Below are 16,944 nucleotides of genomic sequence, written 5' to 3' on the forward strand. Positions count from 1 at the left end.
GCGGGTGAGGCGGCCCGGACGGGCCCCGGGCAGGCTGGGGTCGACGGGGACGGCTGCCCGGTGCACCCGGCACGGAGGACCGCGATCAGCGCCCCTTCCGCGGGGGCGGGAGGGGCCGGCGAGAACGGCTCCGGGGTATCGGGCTCCGGCCCCAGTACACCCGACCTCCGGTCGCGGACCGCGCCGGACCCGGCAGAATCGAGGAGCAGGATGACCGCCACACACCCCACGCACGGGCGCACCACGGCGAAGCACGGCTGGGCCACCGGCATGACGGCCTTCGCGGCGATCATGCTCATGATCGCCGGGATCCTCGCCGTGATGCGCGGCATCGCGGCCATCGCCGAGGACGAGGTCTTCGTTTCGACCCGCAATTACATCTTCGAGTTCGACCTCACCGGCTGGGGCTGGACCCACCTCGCCCTGGGCGTGGTCGCCGTGCTGGTCAGCATGGGCCTGTTCCAGGGGGCGGGCTGGGCACGTGTCGTCGGCGTGGGCATCGCCGCGCTCGTCATCATCGCCAACTTCCTGTCCCTGCCGGCCTACCCGGTCTGGTCCGTGATCATGATCGCGATGTCCGCGTTCGTCATCTGGGCCCTGTGCACGCCACGCAGGAGGGACGCCTGAGCCCCTCGCGGCTCAGGCTCGCGTACGGACCAGCAGCAGGGCCACGTCGTCGTCCGGCTCGGGACTCAGCGCGCTGAGCAGACTGTCGCTCGCGCGCTGCAGACTGGGCCCCGCGTGCTGGAGCAGCCGGGTCAGCGTGCCGAGGCCGGTGTCGATCGGCTCCCCGCGGTTCTCGACCAGGCCGTCCGTGTACAGGGCGAGGAGAGACCCCGGGGCGAGTTCCACCTCGACGGTGCCGAACTCCACACCGCCGACCCCGAGCGGGACACCGCCCGGTACGTCGACGAGCTCCGCGCTGCCGTCCGCGCCGGCGAGCACCGGCGGCAGATGCCCGGCGCTGGACAGCTCGCAGGTGCCGCGCCCCAGGTCGCACACCGCGTACACGCACGTGGCGATCGCGTCCCCGAGCGAGCCGGCGATGTCGTCGAGGTGCTTCAGCAGCTCGGCGGGCGGCAGGTCCAGCCGGGCCAGCGCTCGTGTCGCCGTGCTCAGCTGCCCCATGATCGCCGCGGCCTGGACACCCTTGCCCATGACGTCCCCGACGACCAGCCCGGTGCGCCCGGGGCCCAGCGGCAGGACGTCGTACCAGTCGCCGCCGACTTCGCTGAGGGCCGGGCGGTAGCGGGCGGCGATGTCCAGCCCCTCCCGCTCGGCGGGCGTGCTCGGGAGCAGGCTGCGCTGCAGGGTCAGGGCGGTGCCGCGCTCGCGGCCGTAGAGGCGGGCGTTGTCTATGCAGATCGCGGCGCGTGCGGCCAGTTCCGAGGCGAGCACCCGGTCCCGGTCGTCGAAGGGGCGCTCGTTGACCGTGCGGTACAGCGAGAGCGTGCCGAGCACCTTGCCGCGGGCCATCAGTGGCAGCGCCAGGTAGGAATGGGCCCCGGCCTCGTGCAGTGCCTGGGCGGCGCGTGCGTCCCGGGCGAGGCGTCGCAGCATCCGGCTGTCCACCCGCTCGACCAGGACCGGACGGGCGCTGCGCACGCACTGCGTGATGATCCGCGACGAGCCGTACGTGGCGAGCTCGCCGACCGGGTCGGCGGCGTGAATGGCGTCGGTGGGGTAGCCGGCCGCCACGGCCAGCGCCCGGAACTCGGCCGGGGCGCCGCCCGACACGGGCGTGATGGTGCCCCGGGACACGACCGACTCCAGGACGTCCACGGCGGCCAGGTCCGCCAGGTGCGGCACGACCACGTCGGCCAGTTCCCGGGCGGTCTGCTGCAGGTCCAGGGTCGTGCCGATCCGCACCCCCGCGTCGGCGATCACCGACAGGTGCTGGCGTGCCTGCGCGACCTCGGCCGCGGCCTGCTGGCGCTCGGTGACGTCCAGCACGGCCATCGCAAGCCCGAGGACCCGGCCGTCGGTGTCCTCGATGCGGTGGTACGACTCCGAGTAGGCGCGGTCCTGGGTGTCCGCCGCCGTACGCCCGACGGTCTGCTGGTCGAGCAGGGGTCTGCCGGTCTCCAGGACGTGCCGCATCCGGGCCTCGATGGCCGCCACGTCCAGGTCCGGCAGCACTTCCCCGACCCGGCGCCCCAGCACCGCCTCCTCGGGCACGCCGTTGATCCGCTCCAGTGCGGGGTTGACCCCGACCCAGCGCAGGTCGTTGTCGAAGACGGCGATGCCGAGCGGGGTCTGGTTGACGAGGCTGTGGGAGAGGGCGAGGTCGCGCTCCACCTGCCGTACGGTCGTCGCGTCCGTGGCCAGTCCCAGCAGGTGCGGTTGCCCCTCGGGGTCGAGGAGGCGCATCGTACGGAACTCCACGGCCCGTTCCGTGCCGTCGCGGTGCCGCAGCGGGAAGACACCGGCCCACCGGGCGCCCGTGCTGACCTGGGCGAACAGCTCCCTGCCCCGGGGGCGGTTCTCGGGGGAGACCAGGAGGGTGTCGGCCCGCTGCCGCAGAGCCTCCTCGGCGGTCCAGCCGAGCAGCTGCTCGATCTCGGGACTCCACAGCGCGATGTGCCCGCCCGCGTCGAGGACCACGGCCGCGACCTTCAGCAGGTCCAGCAGCCCGCCGGGCGCGGTCGTGACGGCGTCGCGGTCCGAGGTCGCGTAGCCGTTCATGCGGGCCGCTCCTTCCGGCGCGGCAAAGGTACCGCCATGATCTGTTGTGCGGGCTGTCCGATGAGGTCACATTACGGTCGGAGCAGCGGCACTGTCGCGCCGAAATGACAAAAAAAGCGCGGGTCACCACCGCACCAGGAGGGAGCGGCGTCGTGTCGGACCGGAGGCTGCGGGAGAGCCTGCCCACCCCCTCGGGGACGGTGCGCTGGGACCGGCTCGGCGAGCCCGGCGGCGAGCCGGTCGTGCTGCTGCACGGGACGCCGTTCTCGTCGTACGTGTGGCACGAGATCGCAACCGCCCTCGCCGCCGTCGGCCACCACGTCCACGTCTGGGACATGGCGGGCTACGGCACCTCCGGCATGCACTCCGGCCAGGACGTCTCACTGGCCGCCCAGGGCCGGATCTTCACCGAGCTGCTGGCGCACTGGGGCCTGCGGGAGCCGTCGGTGATCGCGCACGACTTCGGCGGCTGCGTGGCCCTGCGGGCCCACCTGCTGCACGGGGCCCGCTACCGGCGGCTCGCCCTGGTCGACCCGGTGGCCCTGAAGCCCTGAGGGTCCCCCTTCTTCCGTCTGGTCGGGGAGCACAGCCGGGTGTTCGAGCAGCTCCCGGCGGCGCTGCACGAGGCCCTGGTGCGCGAGTACGTCTCCTCCGCCAGCCACGTCGGCCTGCGCCCCGCCGCGCTCGACGCGCTGGTGCGGCCCTGGACGGGGGAGGAGGGGCAGGCGGCGTTCTACCGGCAGATCGCGCAGGCCGACCAGCGCTACACCGACGAGATCCAGCCGCTCTACCCGACGGTCGACCTGCCCATCACCGTGTGCTGGGGCACCGAGGACACCTGGATCCCCTTCGCCAAGGGGGAGGAGCTCGCGGCCCTGATCCCGGGTGCGCGGCTGGTACCCGTCCCGGAGGCGGGCCATCTCGTCCCGTTGGACGCGCCCGCCCGGCTGACGAGCGAGCTGTTCGCCTTCCTCACGGCCTGAACCATCAGGACCGCACAAAGTCCGACGCGGTCATTGCTTCGTTTGTGTGCGGGTCCTAGGGTGTGCCTGCTCAGCAGTTGCTCCGTCACCGTCAGTTGCCACGCGACTCAACAGAAACACCCACTCAGGGTGTGCAGTTGAGGATCGCATCTGACGTGCCCTCAGTCCGTGCAGCACCGCACCTGTCGAACCGAGGAAGGCCACGTTCATGCCGCACCCCCCGCACCCGTCCCCCGCCGACCGGCCCGTCGTCAGCCGCCGTCGTCTGCTGGAAGGGGGTGCCGCCGTGCTCGGCGCGCTCGCCCTCGCGGCGTCGCCCACCGCGTCGCGCGCGGCCGGCCGGCGCCCGGCGGCCGACGGCCCCCCGGAGTGGAACGACGGCCTGAGCGTGTACCGGGTGGGGACCGAGCCGCCGCACACCACCCTCATGCCCTACGCGGACCTCGGACAGGCCCTGAAGGGCGACCGCGAGCGCTCGCCCTACCGGTTGAGCCTCGACGGCACCTGGAAGTTCGCCTACGCGGACCGCCCCGAGGACCGGGACAAGGACTTCTACGGCACCGACGTCGACGACTCCGGCTGGGACACCATCCCCGTGCCCGCGGCCTGGCAGATGCACGGCTACGACTTCCCGATCTACGTCAACATCACCTATCCCTGGTGGGGGCCCAACGGCGGTGGCGAGGACGCCCAGCCGCCCGCCGCCCCGACCCGCTACAACCCCGTCGGCCAGTACCGCCGCACGTTCACCGTGCCCCGCGACTGGAAGGGCCGGCGCACCTTCCTGCACTTCGAGGGCGTCAAGTCCGCCCACTACGTGTGGATCAACGGCGAGCTGGCCGGCTACCACGAGGACTCCTACACCTCCGCCGAGTACGACATCACCCCGCACCTCAAGCCGGGCACCAACCAGATCGCCGTCGAGGTGTACCGCTACTCCGACGCGGAGTGGCTGGAGGACCAGGACATGATCCGGCTGAGCGGCATCTTCCGCTCGGTCCACCTGTTCTCCACGCCCAGCGTGCACCTGCGCGACTTCCGCCTGGACACCCCCCTCGGCGACGGCTACACCACCGCCGAACTCAAGGTCACCGCGCACGTCCGCGACTACGGTGGCGAGGGCGCGGGCCGCTACACCGTCGAGACCCAGCTCTACGACGCGCGCGGCCACGCCGTCTGGTCCCGCCCCCTGAACGGGTCCGTCGACCTCCCCGACGGCGAGGAGGCCACCGCCGAGGCGGCCAGGGCCGTCCCCTCGCCCAGCCTGTGGTCGGCCGAGCACCCGAACCTCTACACCGCAGTGCTCCGCCTGCGCGACCCGGCCGGCGAGGTGGTCGAGACCCTCTCGCACCGGGTGGGCTTCCGCGAGTTCGCGCTGAAGGACGGCCTGATGCGCATCAACGGCAAGCCCGTCTCCTTCCGCGGCACCAACCGGCACGAGATGCACCCCGTCACCGGCTCGGCGCTCACCCGCGCGCAGATGGTCGAGGACATCCGGATCATCAAGCGCCTCAACATCAACAGCGTCCGCACCTCGCACTACCCCAACAATCCGCTGTGGCTCGAACTCGCCGACGAATACGGCCTGTACCTCGTCGGCGAGACCAACCTGGAGACCCACGGCATCCGCGACGAGTTCCCCGGCAGCGGGCACCCCGAGTGGACCGAGGCGTGCGTGGTGCGCGCCCGGAACATGGTCCACCGCGACAAGAACCACGCCTCGGTGGTCATCTGGTCGCTCGGCAACGAGGCCGGCGGCGGCACGACCTTCAACGCCATGCACGACTGGATCCGTTCCTACGACCCCGGCCGCGTCATCCAGTACGAGGGCGACGACCGCCCGGGCATCAGCGACATCCGCTCCGAGATGTACGACAGCCCGCAGCGGGTCGAGCAGCGCGCCAAGGACACGAGCGACACCCGCCCGTACGTGATGATCGAGTACTCCCACGCGATGGGGAACTCCAGCGGCAACTTCAAGAAGTACTGGGACATCGTCCGCCGCTACGACGTCCTCCAGGGCGGCTGGATCTGGGACTTCGTCGACCAGGCCCTGCGCTGGCCCACCCCGTCGCGCAAGCTGCTGACCGAGTCCGGCCCGGGCTCGCTGCGCGGCGAGGTCATGGCTCCTGCCGGAACCTTCGACCGGGCCAAGGGCGTCTCCGGCGGCACCGTCTTCCCGCGCGACCCCCGCCTCGACCTCACCGGCTCCCTCACGCTGGAGGCCTGGATCACCCCGCGCGTGACCGGCTTTCACCAGCCGATCATCGCCAAGGGTGACACCCAGTACGCCCTCAAGCAGAGCGACAGGAACCTGGAGTTCTTCATCCACGGCGGCGGCCAGTGGGTCACCGCGAGCTGGGCGCTGCCCGACGGCTGGACCGGCAAGGAGCACCACGTCGCCGGCGTCTTCGACGCGGAGGCCGGCACGCTCACCCTCTACGTCGACGGTCAGGTGCGCGGCACCAGGACCACCACCCGGCGCCCCGCGAACAACACCGCGTCCCTGTCGCTCGCCACCGACGTCGACAACCCGACCCGGGAGTTCAGCGGCACCATCCGCCGGGCCCGTGTGTACGCCCGTGCGCTGAGCGCCACCGAACTGGCCTCGGACGCCCGCAAGCCCGGCGACGAGGGTGTGCGCTTCTGGTTCGACGCCGCCACCGCCGGCCTCACCGAGAAGCGCCCGCGCGAGAGGACGTTCTATGCCTACGGCGGTGACTGGGGCGACAACCCCAACGACGGCGCCTTCTCCGGCGACGGCATCGTCACCGCCGACCGCGGCCTCACCGGCAAGTCCGCCGAGGTCAAGCAGATCTACCAGGCCGTCAACGCCACGTCGGCCTCCGGCGGCCCCGGCACCGTCAGGCTCACCAACGAGTACCTGTTCACCAACCTCCGCGAGTTCGACGGCCGTTGGTCCCTCGTCGCCGACGGCGAGGTCGTCCAGCGTGGCCGGCTGACCCGCGACCAGCTGGACGTGGCACCGCTGAGCAGCAAGGACGTCAAGGTCCCGGTACGGCTCCCGGCCAGGCCCGAGCCCGGCACGGAGTACTTCCTCCAGCTCTCCTTCACCACCAGGGAAGCCACCCCGTGGGCGAAGGCCGGCTTCGAGGTGGCCAAGCAGCAACTCGCCCTCGACGCGGGCAGCCCGGCCGTGCGGCCCACGCCGCTGCGGAGCGTGCCCGCCCTGAGCCACACCGACGGGGGCAAGACCGTCACCGTCAAGGGCAAGGGCTTCGCCGTCACCGTCGACAAGGGCACCGGAACCATCACCTCCTACGAGGCGGGCGGCACCCGTCTGCTCACCTCCGGCCCCGTCCCGAACTTCTGGCGGGCCCCCACCGACAACGACCGCGGCAACGGCCAGCACACCCGCAACCAGATCTGGCGCGACGCCGGAGCGCAGCGGAAGGTGTCCGGCGTACGGGTGCGGCCCCTCGGCGACCGGGCCGTCGAGGTCACCGTCACCGGCACGCTGCCCACCGGCACGGAGTCCACGTACAGCACGACGTACACGGTCTTCGGCAACGGCGAGATCAAGGTCGACAACACCCTGCACCCGGGCGCGGCGAACCTGCCGTACATCCCGGAGGTCGGCGCGCTGCTGTTCCTGCCGCGGAGCCTGGACCGGCTGCACTACTACGGCCGGGGCCCCGAGGAGAACATGTGGGACCGCAACGACGCCACCGACGTCGGCCTGTACTCCGGCACCGTCTCCGGGCAGTGGACCTCCTACCTGCGTCCCCAGGAGAACGGCAACAAGACCGACGTCCGCTGGGCCGCGCTGACCGACGGCCGGGGACGCGGCTTGCTCGTGAGCGGTGAGCCGCTGGTGGAGGTCAACGCCTCGCACTTCACGCCCGAGGACCTCTCGGCCGGGGCCCGCCACGACTACCAGCTCACGCCACGGGACGCGGTGGTGCTGCGGATCAACCACCGCCAGATGGGCGTGGGAGGCGACAACAGCTGGGGCGCGCACACCCACGACGAGTTCAAGCTGCCCGCGAACCGCACTTACGCGTACACCTACCGGCTGCGTCCGCTGACGCGCGTGAGCGAGGCGATGGAGGCCTCACGCCGGCCGACCGCCACCGAATAGCACCGACGGTGGGGCAGCGGCGCCGACTCAGTCGGTGGCGTCGCTGATGCCGAGCCGCAGATGCTCCACGTGGTACACGGCCTGGTCGAGCAGCTCGGCGACATGGTGGTCGTGCAGCGCGTAGACCACCGAACGGCCCCGCCGCTCACCCACGACCAGGCCCAGATTGCGCAGCAGCCGCAGCTGGTGCGAACAGGCCGACTGCTCCATGCCGACCTCGGCGGCCAACTCCGTGGCCGGCAGCGGGCCTTCGCGCAGCCGCGCCAGGATCATCAGCCGGGAGGGCGTGGACAGGGCCTGGAGCGTGGTGGCGACCTTCGCGACGTTGTCCGCGTCCAGGCGTACGCGCTCGGCGGTCTCCTGCGCGGGGGTGACGGCTCCATGACCCATGACGTCATCGTACCGGCCCCGCACGAACACATGAATGAATCTTCATCTGTCCCGGTGGGGCGGTGCCGCGCTACCACGTCGATGTCGGATTCTCGCCAGCCCCGGGCCGCCCGGTGCCGGATGCTGGACGCATGCAGATGGGGATGCACACCGACACCGAGCGCTGCCTGCGCGCCGTCCGGTCGAAGGACGCGCGGTTCGACGGCTGGTTCTTCACGGCCGTCCTGACCACCGGCATCTACTGCCGTCCCAGTTGCCCGGTGGTGCCGCCCAAGCCGGAGAACATGGTCTTCCACCCCAGTGCGGCGGCCTGTCAGCAGGCCGGGTTCCGGGCCTGCAAGCGCTGCCGGCCCGACACCAGCCCCGGCTCCCCGGAGTGGAACCAGCGGGCCGACCTCGTGGCCCGCGCCATGCGGCTGATCGCGGACGGAGTCGTGGACCGCGAGGGCGTGCCCGGTCTGGCCGGCCGCCTCGGCTACAGCACCCGGCAGGTCGAACGCCAGCTCCTCGCCGAGCTGGGTGCGGGTCCTCTCGCGCTCGCCCGTGCCCAGCGCGCCCAGACGGCCCGGCTGCTCATCGAGACGACCTCACTGCCCATGGCGCAGATCGCCTTCGCCGCCGGTTTCGCCTCGATCCGCACCTTCAACGACACGGTCCGCGAAGTCTTCGCCCTCCCGCCGAGCGAACTGCGCGCCCGCGCCCCGAAGCGGCAGGGCGCGAGCACCCCCGGCGCCCTGTCCCTGCGGCTGCCGTTCCGTGCCCCGCTCAACCCCGACAACCTCTTCGGCCACCTGGCCGCGACGGCCGTACCCGGCGTGGAGGAGTGGCGCGACGGCTCCTACCGCCGCACCCTGCGCCTGCCCTACGGCCACGGCATCGTGGCCCTCACCCCGAACCCGGACCACATCGCCTGCCGCCTCACCCTCAGCGACCCGCGCGATCTGACCGTCGCCATCAGCCGCTGCCGCCGTCTGCTCGACCTGGACGCCGACCCCGTCGCGATCGACGACCAGCTGCGCGCCGACCCGGTCCTCGCGCCCCTGGTCGGCAAGGCACCCGGACGGCGCGTGCCGCGCACGGTCGACGAGGCCGAGTTCGCCGTCCGGGCCGTGCTCGGGCAGCAGGTCTCCACCGCCGCCGCCCGCACCCACGCCGCCCGCCTGGTCGCCGCGCACGGCGAACCCGTCGAGGACCCCGAGGGCGGACTCACCCACCTCTTCCCGGCCCCCGAAGCCCTCGCGGCGCTGGACCCCGAGTCGCTGGCGATGCCCCGCACCCGCCGCACGACCTTCACCACCCTGGTCCGCGGGCTCGCCGGCGACGACCTCCGCCTGGGCGTCGAGAGCGACTGGCCGCGCACCCGCGCCGAACTCCTCGCCCTGCCCGGGTTCGGCCCCTGGACGGTGGACGTCATCGCCATGCGCGCCCTCGGCGACCCCGACGCCTTCCTCCCCACCGACCTCGGCATCCGCCGCGCCGCCCGGGACCTGGGGCTGCCGTCCACCCCGGCCGCCCTCACCGCCCGCGCGGCGGCCTGGCGCCCCTGGCGGGCGTACGCGGTCCAGTACCTCTGGGCGACCGACAGCCACCCCATCAACTTCCTTCCGGTGTAAGGACCCCCCGATGAAGCAGCACACCGTGACCGACAGCCCGTACGGCCCCCTCACCCTCGTCGCCGACGACGGTGTCCTGTGCGGGCTCTACATGACGGACCAACGGCACCGCCCGCCGGAGGAGTCCTTCGGCACCCGCGACGCCACCCTCTTCGCGGAGGCGGAGGAGCAGCTGAAGGCCTACTTCGCGGGCGAGCTCAAGGAGTTCACCATCCCCCTGCGCCTGAACGGCACCCCGTTCCAGCGCAGCGTCTGGGACGAGCTGCGCCGCATCCCCTACGGCGAGACCCGCACCTACGGCCGGCTCGCCGACGCCCTCGGCGCCCCCACCGCCTCCCGCGCGGTCGGCCTCGCCAACGGCCGCAACCCCATCGGCATCGTCGTCCCCTGCCACCGCGTCATCGGCGCGAACGGCAGCCTGACGGGATACGGCGGCGGCCTGGAACGCAAGCAGCGCCTGCTTGACTTCGAACGCGGGGCGGCGCTGTTCTAGGGCCTGTCGCGTGAGTCCGCCACGATGTGCACCTGTCCGCGGTGGCCGATCGCGACGAGACGCGGCGCTCGGTGTCGGAGGGCGTCCTGAAGAAGCCGGGCAGCCCCGGCGATTCAGACAGGCATCACGCCGTCAGCGCCGTCGAGCAGGTTAGCTCCGTCCGGCCCGGCAGACGGGCCGGCCAGCAGGGAGGACTCGTCGCCGTGAGCATCCACACGCACGGCGGGCATCGCAGAGTCGATCGACAGGGTCTGGGACTCCGTCAACGACCTCTACGCCGCTGCCGAGGTCCTCGACGCAGATGCCGGCCACTTCCGGGAGCTGCCGGTCTTCGGCGGGCGCGCCGTGGCACACAGCGCCGATGCCGACCCCTCCCACCCGCCCCTGGGGGGTTCTATGCACGGGCGGCTGAAGCAGGCCACGCCGTGGTCAGGGCGGTGTGGGCTTGAGACGAGGCCGCGTGCCGGGCCCAGCCATGCGTCAGATGCCGTCCCCGAGGCGGCGCAGCAGCTCCGGCAAGGCCGTGCCGATGGGATCGCGGACGATCTCGTCGGCGCGGTCGTCGTACGGGGTCGGCTCGGCGTTGACGATGACCAGGCGGGCGCCGTGGTCGGCGGCGACACCGGCGAGACCGGCGGCGGGCTGGACCTGAAGGCTCGTGCCGACGGCGACGAAGACCTGACAGGCCTTGCTGATGGCGGCCGCCTCGCCGAGGACGACGGGGTCGAGCCGCTCGCCGAACATCACCGTCGCCGGTTTCAGGATCCCGCCGCACTCCCGGCACGGCGGATCGGCCTCACCGGCGTCGACCCGCGCGAGCGCGTCGGTCATCGGGCCGCGGGCGTGACAGCCGGTGCAGACGACACCGCGGGCCGACCCGTGCAGTTCGAGCACCTTGCGGGCGGGCATCCCGGCGAGCTGGTGCAGCCCGTCCACGTTCTGCGTGATCACCCGCACCGGCACCCCGGACCGCTCCAGTTCCGCCACCGCCCGGTGCGCGGCGTTGGGCTCGGCCCGCAGCGCCCCGCTCTCGCGCCGCATCAGCCAGGAGCGGCGGCGGATGTCGGCATCGCCCATGTAGTACTCGTACGTGACGAGCTTCTCGGCGTCGGGATCCCGCCGCCACAGCCCGTTCGGCCCGCGGTAGTCCGGGATGCCGGAATCCGTGCTGATGCCGGCACCGGTGAGCAGGGCGACGAGGGGTTTGGCCATGGCGCCGAGGGTATGCGGGGCCGCGGGACGGCGGCGAGCGGATATCGGACGGGACGCAGCGGCTCGGGGGCCGGGGTGAGCGGCCGCGGGCCTCAGTGCACCCGCCGGCCGTTCTCCAGCTCCGCCGTGCCCGAGCCGTCCGCCAGAACGTCGAGGGCGGCCAGGACGCGGCCGCCGAGCGCGCCCGGCAGATGGCCGGGCAGCTCCTCGCGCCGGACCAGCCGCCAGGACAGCAGCTCCTCCTCCTGGAGACGGATCGCCTGCAGCTCGTCCCCGCTCAGCACCCCGCCGTCGTACAGGTACGCCACCAGCGGCGGACGGCCCGTGCCGTGCACCCAGTCCACCGCCAGCAGCCGGCCGGGCTCCCGGTCCAGGCCGATCTCCTCGGCCGTCTCACGCCGCGCGCCCTGCCGCGGGGTCTCGCCGTCGTCGGACTCGACGGTGCCGCCGGGCAGCGCCCAGCCCTCCCGGTAGTTGGGCTCGACGAGCAGCACCCGGCCCGTACCGTCCCGGAACAGCACGGCGGCGCCGGCCAGGACACGGGGCAGGGAGGCGATGTAGGCGGCGTAGTCAGGAGAGGTGGTCATCGGTGCAGGGTAACCACGCGAGTCGCCGCCTCGTACCCGGGCGGTCAGGCCGCAGGCTCCGCCAGCCGCAGCGTCCGTTCCGCCAGCTCGCTGATCCGCACCCCGTCGAAGCCGAACACCGCGCTGCGGACCGTGTCCTCCAGCGGCTCCTTCCACTGGCCCGGGATGTCCGCGGCCCCGCCGAACACCCCGGCCACCGAACCCGCGGTCGCGCCGTTGGAGTCGGTGTCCAGGCCGCCGCGGACCGTGAGCGTGATGGTCCGGGTGAAGTCACCGTCGCCGTAGAGCAGGCCGGCGGTGAGCACGGCGGCGTTCGGGACGGTGTGGATCCAGCCCATGCCTGAGGTCTCCTCTGCGACCGTGGTGAGTGTGTCCTCCCAGGACATCCGGGTGTCGTGCAGAGCGACCACCCGGCGCACCGCGCGGGCGAGGCGGCTGCTCGCCGGGATCACGGTGAGGGCCTCGTCGACGGCGTGCCGCACGGTGGGCGCGGTGAACGCCGCCGCGATCAGCGCCGCCGCCCACATCGCCCCGTAGACCCCGTTGCCGGTGTGCGACAGCACCGCGTCCCGCCGGGCGAGCAGGGCGGCGCGGCGCGGGGCGCCCGGACAGGTCCAGCCGAAGACGTCGGCCCGGATGAGGGCGCCGATCCACTCCTGGTACGGGTTGTCGTACGTCGCCGTCAGCGGCGGCTTGAGCCCGCTCGCGAGGTTGCGGTAGGCGGCCCGCTCGGCGGTGAACGTCTGCAGGTACGGCAGCCGCAGCAGCCACAGGTCGCCGACCTGCTCGGTGGTGAAGCCGAAGCCGTGGGTCTCCAGCAGGTCGAGGCCGAGGATCGCGTAGTCGACGTCGTCGTCACGGCAGCTGCCGTGGATGCGGCCGCGGACGCAGCTGCGCCATTCGGGGCGCAGTGCGAACCCGTCGTACTCGCTGATCGGCTCGGGCAGGTAGTCGGTGAGCGGCAGCGCCGCGGCCTGTCTCAGATAGCGGTCGATGCGGTCGCGGGTCCACACCTCGCCCTGTTCGACCGGCTTGCCGAGCATGTTTCCCGCGATGCGGCCGGTCCAGCCGCCGAGGATGCGGTCGGAGAGCGCCGTTCCGGTGCCAACGAGGGTCATGGTTGTGGTCTACCCGTTTCGGGAGGGGGCTTGCGGCGTGTTCGGGTCTGCCGGTGTTCGGTGGTTGTTCGCGCGCCCCCCGGCGGCGGCAGCCGCATCGGACGCAGTCCCGCGCGCCTGGGAGCCTCGGGCCACGAGCCGGGCGGATGCTGACGGACGGGGCGTCGGCCGGTTAAGGTCACAGCGGCGCGACTGGCCTTGACGTGCGTGAGGGCCCGGAGAGCAAGGGGAGTGCAAGTGGCGGACGCTGCAGTGAGCGGCACCCGGAAGGCAGAGCGGGTGCTCGTCGCCGCGGACAAGTTCAAGGGGTCGCTGACGGCCGTGCAGGTCGCCGAGCGGGTCACGGCCGGGCTGCGCCGGGCCTGCCCGGACCTCGAGGTCGAGGCGCTGCCCGTGGCCGACGGCGGCGACGGGACCGTGGCCGCGGCGGTCGCGGCCGGGTTCGAGCGCCGGGAAGTACGGGTCGCCGGCCCCCTCGGTGACGAGGTGACCGCGGCGTTCGCGCTGCGTGCGGGCACCGCCGTCGTGGAGATGGCCGAGGCGAGCGGGCTGCAGCGGCTGCCCGCCGGGGTCTTCGCCCCCCTCACGGCGTCCACGTACGGCTCGGGCGAGCTGCTGCGGGCCGCGCTGGACGCCGGTGCCCGCACGATCGTCTTCGGGGTCGGCGGCAGCGCCACCACCGACGGGGGCGCCGGGATGCTGTCCGCGCTCGGTGCCCGGTTCCTGGACGCCGAGGGGGAGCCGGTGCCCCCGGGCGGCGGCGGACTCGCCGAGCTGGCCACCGCCGACCTGTCCGGCCTCGACCCGCGCCTCGCCGAGGTCGAGCTGGTCCTCGCGAGCGACGTCGACAACCCACTGACCGGCCCGAAGGGCGCGCCCGCGGTCTACGGCCCGCAGAAGGGCGCCTCACCCGACGACGTAGCGGCCCTGGACGCGGCCCTCGCGCACTTCGCGGAGGTGCTCCGGGGTCCGGCCGGCGCGAAGGCCGCCGAGTACGCGGCGTCGCCGGGCGCGGGCGCGGCGGGTGGCATCGGCTACGGCGCCCTCCTGCTGGGCGCCCGGTTCCGTCCCGGCATCGAGGTGATGCTCGACGTTCTGGGCTTCGCGGCCGCCCTGGAGCGCGCCGATCTGGTCATCACCGGAGAGGGCTCCCTCGACGAGCAGACCCTGCACGGCAAGGCGCCGGCGGGCGTGGCCGCGGCAGCCCGTGCCGCGGACAAGGACGTCGTGGCGGTCTGCGGCCGTCTCGCGCTGCCGCCGCAGACGCTGGGCCGTGCCGGTTTCCGCCGGGCCTACCCCCTGACGGACGCGGAACCGGACGTCGCGAAGTGCATCGCGGAGGCCGGGCCGATCCTGGAGCGTGTGGCGGAGCGGATCGCGCGGGACTTCCTGACCTGAGCCGGGCGGATCCCGCCGCCCGGGCACGAGGAAGGCCCCGAGCTCCTTGGGTTCTAGCGGTCCTCGCAACACCCGCGATTTGTGGGAGTTGCGAGGACCGTGGGCGTTGAGCGTGATCTTGCGGATTGCGGGAGCGTTTCCTTGCACGGCTGGATGTCGTGGGGAACGTGACCGTGGTGGCGCGTGAGCTGGGGGTGAACCGGAACACCGCTTTCGGCTGGGCTCGGAAGGCCGGACGGAGTTCGGTGCGTCTGCCGCGCCGGCATCCCGGGCGGGACGAGTACGAGCGGCTTCGGGCCACCGGTGTCGCACGCCGAGTGGCGGCCCGGCAGGTCGGTGTGAACGAGCGCACGGCCAAGGACTGGGACTGGGGCGTCAAGAAGAGCCGCTCTGCGCGCACCTATGCCGACGGGCGCCGTGTCGATTACACGGCGGGGACCGTCACGATGTGCGGTGTGACCACAGCACCGGTGGGCCTGACGGCCCTGGAGAAGCAGCTCAACCCGCGGTTCTTGACACTGGCCGAGCGCGAACGGATCCGCGATCTCCGCACGACAGGTCAGTCACTGCGGGCGATCGGACGGGCCCTGGGACGGCCGGCGAGCACGATCAAGCGGGAGATCGACGCGAACTCGGGCAGCGAGGGCTACCAGCCCTACACGGCCCACCGGACGGCGGCAGCGCGCAGGCCCCGGCCCAAGGACCGCAAGCTGCTGCGCGAGGGACGGCTGCGCCGCTTCGTCCAGGACGGACTGCGCAGACGGTGGTCACCGGCACAGATCTGCCACGCTCTGCTGAGGGAACATCCCGACGACGAGAGCATGCGGGTGAGCGTGGAAACGATCTACCAGGCGCTGTACTTCCAGGCCCGCGGCGGCCTGAAACGGGAAGTGCAGGCAGCCATCCGCTCCGGCCGGACCCGCCGCAAACCACGCCGGGATCCCGAGCGGCGCACCCCACGATTCATCGACCCGATGGTGATGATCAGCGACCGCCCCGCCGCCGTCGAGGACCGGGCCGTGCCCGGACACTGGGAAGGCGACCTGATCATCGGCGCGGGCGGGCGCTCCGCGATCGCCACCCTGGTCGAACGGAGCACCCGCTACACCATGCTGGTCCACCTGCCGGGCGGAGCCCACGACGCCGAGACCGTCCGCGACGGGCTCGTCCGCACCATCCAGACCCTGCCCGACCACCTGCGCGGCTCTCTCACCTGGGACCAGGGCAGCGAGATGGCACGTCACAAGCAGTTCAGCATGGCCACCGACATGCCCGTCTACTTCTGCGACCCGGCCTCGCCCTGGCAACGCGGCTCGAACGAGAACACGAACGGGCTGCTGCGGCAGTACTTCCCGAAAGGCACCGATCTGAGCCTGCACAGTCCTGAAGACCTCGAACACGTCGCCCAGGAACTCAACGGCCGCCCACGCAAGACGCTCGGCTGGGATACCCCAGCCGAGCGTCTACGTGATCTACTCACCACCTGAAACCAAGCGGTGTTGCGACGACCCCTTGAACCCAAGCTCGAAGCTCGGGGCCTTCCTCGTCGTACGGTCGCTACGGCAGCTGAGCCGCCCGCGCCTCCCGGCGGTTGCCGCGGAAGTTGTTCACCCGCCGAGCCGTCGCGAACAGCGGGATCACCGCCCCCATGACCAGCTGGAGCGCACAGCCCGTCTGGAGCAGCAGCTGGCCGCTCGGCGCGTCGAACGCCCAGGCGGCCATCAGGCCCATGCCCAGCACGATCCACGACAGCATCGCCACGGCGAGCCGGCCCCGCGGCTTCGGGTACTCCACGCGGCTCACCATCAGCCACGCCGTCCCCAGGATCGCCAGCAGGGTCGCCACGAAGGGCAGCTCCAGCAGCACGATGGACACGACCGTCAGTGCGCCGAACGGTGACGGCATGCCCTGGAAGGTGCCGTCCTTGACCGTGACGCACGAGAACCGGGCAAGCCGCAGCACCACCGCCAGCAGCACCACGATCGCCCCGACCGCCGCGACCCGCTGGTACGCGCCCTCGGCCACCATGCCGTAGACGAGGACGAAGTACGCCGGCGCCAGGCCGAAGCTGATCAGGTCGGACAGGTTGTCCAGCTCGGCGCCCATGGGGGAGGAGCGCAGCTTGCGCGCCACCAGGCCGTCGAACAGGTCGAAGACCGCCGCGCACAGCATCAGGATGACCGCCGTGGCCGCGCTGTTGCGCGCCATGCCGGACTCCTGGCTGCCCATGAGGTCAGGGATCAGGATGCCGGTGGTGGTGAAGTACACCGCCATGAAGCCGCACGTCGCGTTGCCGAGCGTCAGGGTGTCCGCTATCGACAGGCGAAGAGAGAGGGGCATCTCCTCTTCTTCGTCGACCTCGT

The 16,944-nt window shown here is 72.4% G+C and carries 12 protein-coding genes and 1 pseudogene; 7 read left to right on the plus strand and 6 right to left on the minus strand.

The window, feature by feature from the left end; all coding sequences use genetic code 11:
* Window positions 1–210: 210 nt before the first annotated feature.
* Entirely contained in the window at window positions 211–627 is a 417-nt protein-coding gene (locus AB0937_RS31495) for a hypothetical protein (RefSeq protein WP_366716477.1), read from the plus strand.
* 12 nt (window positions 628–639) lie between these two features.
* Here the strand turns inward: AB0937_RS31495 and AB0937_RS31500 are convergent, their stop codons facing one another.
* On the minus strand, window positions 640–2,685 hold the full coding sequence (locus tag AB0937_RS31500) for a SpoIIE family protein phosphatase (protein WP_366716479.1): 2,046 nt from the start codon (window positions 2,683–2,685) through the stop codon (window positions 640–642).
* Window positions 2,686–2,837: 152 nt separating this feature from the next.
* Between AB0937_RS31500 and AB0937_RS31505 the strand changes: the two are divergent.
* Together AB0937_RS31505 and AB0937_RS31510 are read left to right on the plus strand one after the other, a co-directional pair.
* A pseudogene (locus AB0937_RS31505) lies at window positions 2,838–3,668 on the plus strand (alpha/beta hydrolase).
* Between the two features lie 208 nt (window positions 3,669–3,876).
* Window positions 3,877–7,770, plus strand: coding sequence for a glycoside hydrolase family 2 TIM barrel-domain containing protein (locus AB0937_RS31510; protein ID WP_366716481.1), 3,894 nt, complete (start codon window positions 3,877–3,879; stop codon window positions 7,768–7,770).
* A 27-nt stretch (window positions 7,771–7,797) separates the two neighbouring features.
* On the opposite strand, the gene AB0937_RS31515 is transcribed toward AB0937_RS31510, so the two are convergent.
* A complete protein-coding gene (locus tag AB0937_RS31515; protein ID WP_366716483.1) occupies window positions 7,798–8,160 on the minus strand; it encodes a metalloregulator ArsR/SmtB family transcription factor in 363 nt (120 codons plus the stop codon).
* A 131-nt stretch (window positions 8,161–8,291) separates the two neighbouring features.
* Between AB0937_RS31515 and AB0937_RS31520 the strand changes: the two genes are divergently transcribed.
* Entirely contained in the window at window positions 8,292–9,773 is a 1,482-nt protein-coding gene (locus tag AB0937_RS31520; protein WP_366716485.1) for an AlkA N-terminal domain-containing protein, read from the plus strand.
* 10 nt (window positions 9,774–9,783) lie between these two features.
* Window positions 9,784–10,266, plus strand: coding sequence for a methylated-DNA--[protein]-cysteine S-methyltransferase (locus AB0937_RS31525; protein ID WP_366716486.1), 483 nt, complete (start codon window positions 9,784–9,786; stop codon window positions 10,264–10,266).
* A gap of 480 nt (window positions 10,267–10,746) precedes the next feature.
* Here the strand turns inward: AB0937_RS31525 and AB0937_RS31530 are convergent, their stop codons facing one another.
* From AB0937_RS31530 to AB0937_RS31540, 3 genes are all read right to left on the minus strand, one after another.
* Window positions 10,747–11,478 (minus strand): Sir2 family NAD-dependent protein deacetylase, encoded by a 732-nt coding sequence (locus AB0937_RS31530; protein WP_366716488.1) that lies wholly within the window; start codon window positions 11,476–11,478, stop codon window positions 10,747–10,749.
* Between the two features lie 92 nt (window positions 11,479–11,570).
* Entirely contained in the window at window positions 11,571–12,065 is a 495-nt protein-coding gene (locus AB0937_RS31535) for an NUDIX hydrolase (RefSeq protein ID WP_366716490.1), read from the minus strand.
* A 44-nt stretch (window positions 12,066–12,109) separates the two neighbouring features.
* Window positions 12,110–13,183: an ADP-ribosylglycohydrolase family protein gene (locus AB0937_RS31540; protein WP_366716492.1), complete on the minus strand. Its 1,074-nt coding sequence runs from the start codon at window positions 13,181–13,183 to the stop codon at window positions 12,110–12,112.
* Between the two features lie 279 nt (window positions 13,184–13,462).
* Between AB0937_RS31540 and AB0937_RS31545 the strand changes: the two genes are divergently transcribed.
* Window positions 13,463–14,581 (plus strand): glycerate kinase, encoded by a 1,119-nt coding sequence (locus tag AB0937_RS31545; protein WP_366716595.1) that lies wholly within the window; start codon window positions 13,463–13,465, stop codon window positions 14,579–14,581.
* A gap of 446 nt (window positions 14,582–15,027) precedes the next feature.
* On the plus strand, window positions 15,028–16,068 hold the full coding sequence (locus AB0937_RS31550; protein ID WP_366716596.1) for an IS30 family transposase: 1,041 nt from the start codon (window positions 15,028–15,030) through the stop codon (window positions 16,066–16,068).
* A gap of 70 nt (window positions 16,069–16,138) precedes the next feature.
* Here AB0937_RS31550 and pssA read toward each other — a convergent pair whose 3' ends face one another.
* Complete coding sequence (pssA, locus tag AB0937_RS31555; RefSeq protein WP_097223278.1) at window positions 16,139–16,921, minus strand: CDP-diacylglycerol--serine O-phosphatidyltransferase; 783 nt, start codon at window positions 16,919–16,921, stop codon at window positions 16,139–16,141.
* Between the last annotated feature and the right edge of the window lie 23 nt (window positions 16,922–16,944).

Origin of the sequence: Streptomyces sp. NPDC047880 (assembly GCF_040706515.1) — a bacterium.
Lineage (GTDB): Bacteria > Actinomycetota > Actinomycetes > Streptomycetales > Streptomycetaceae > Streptomyces.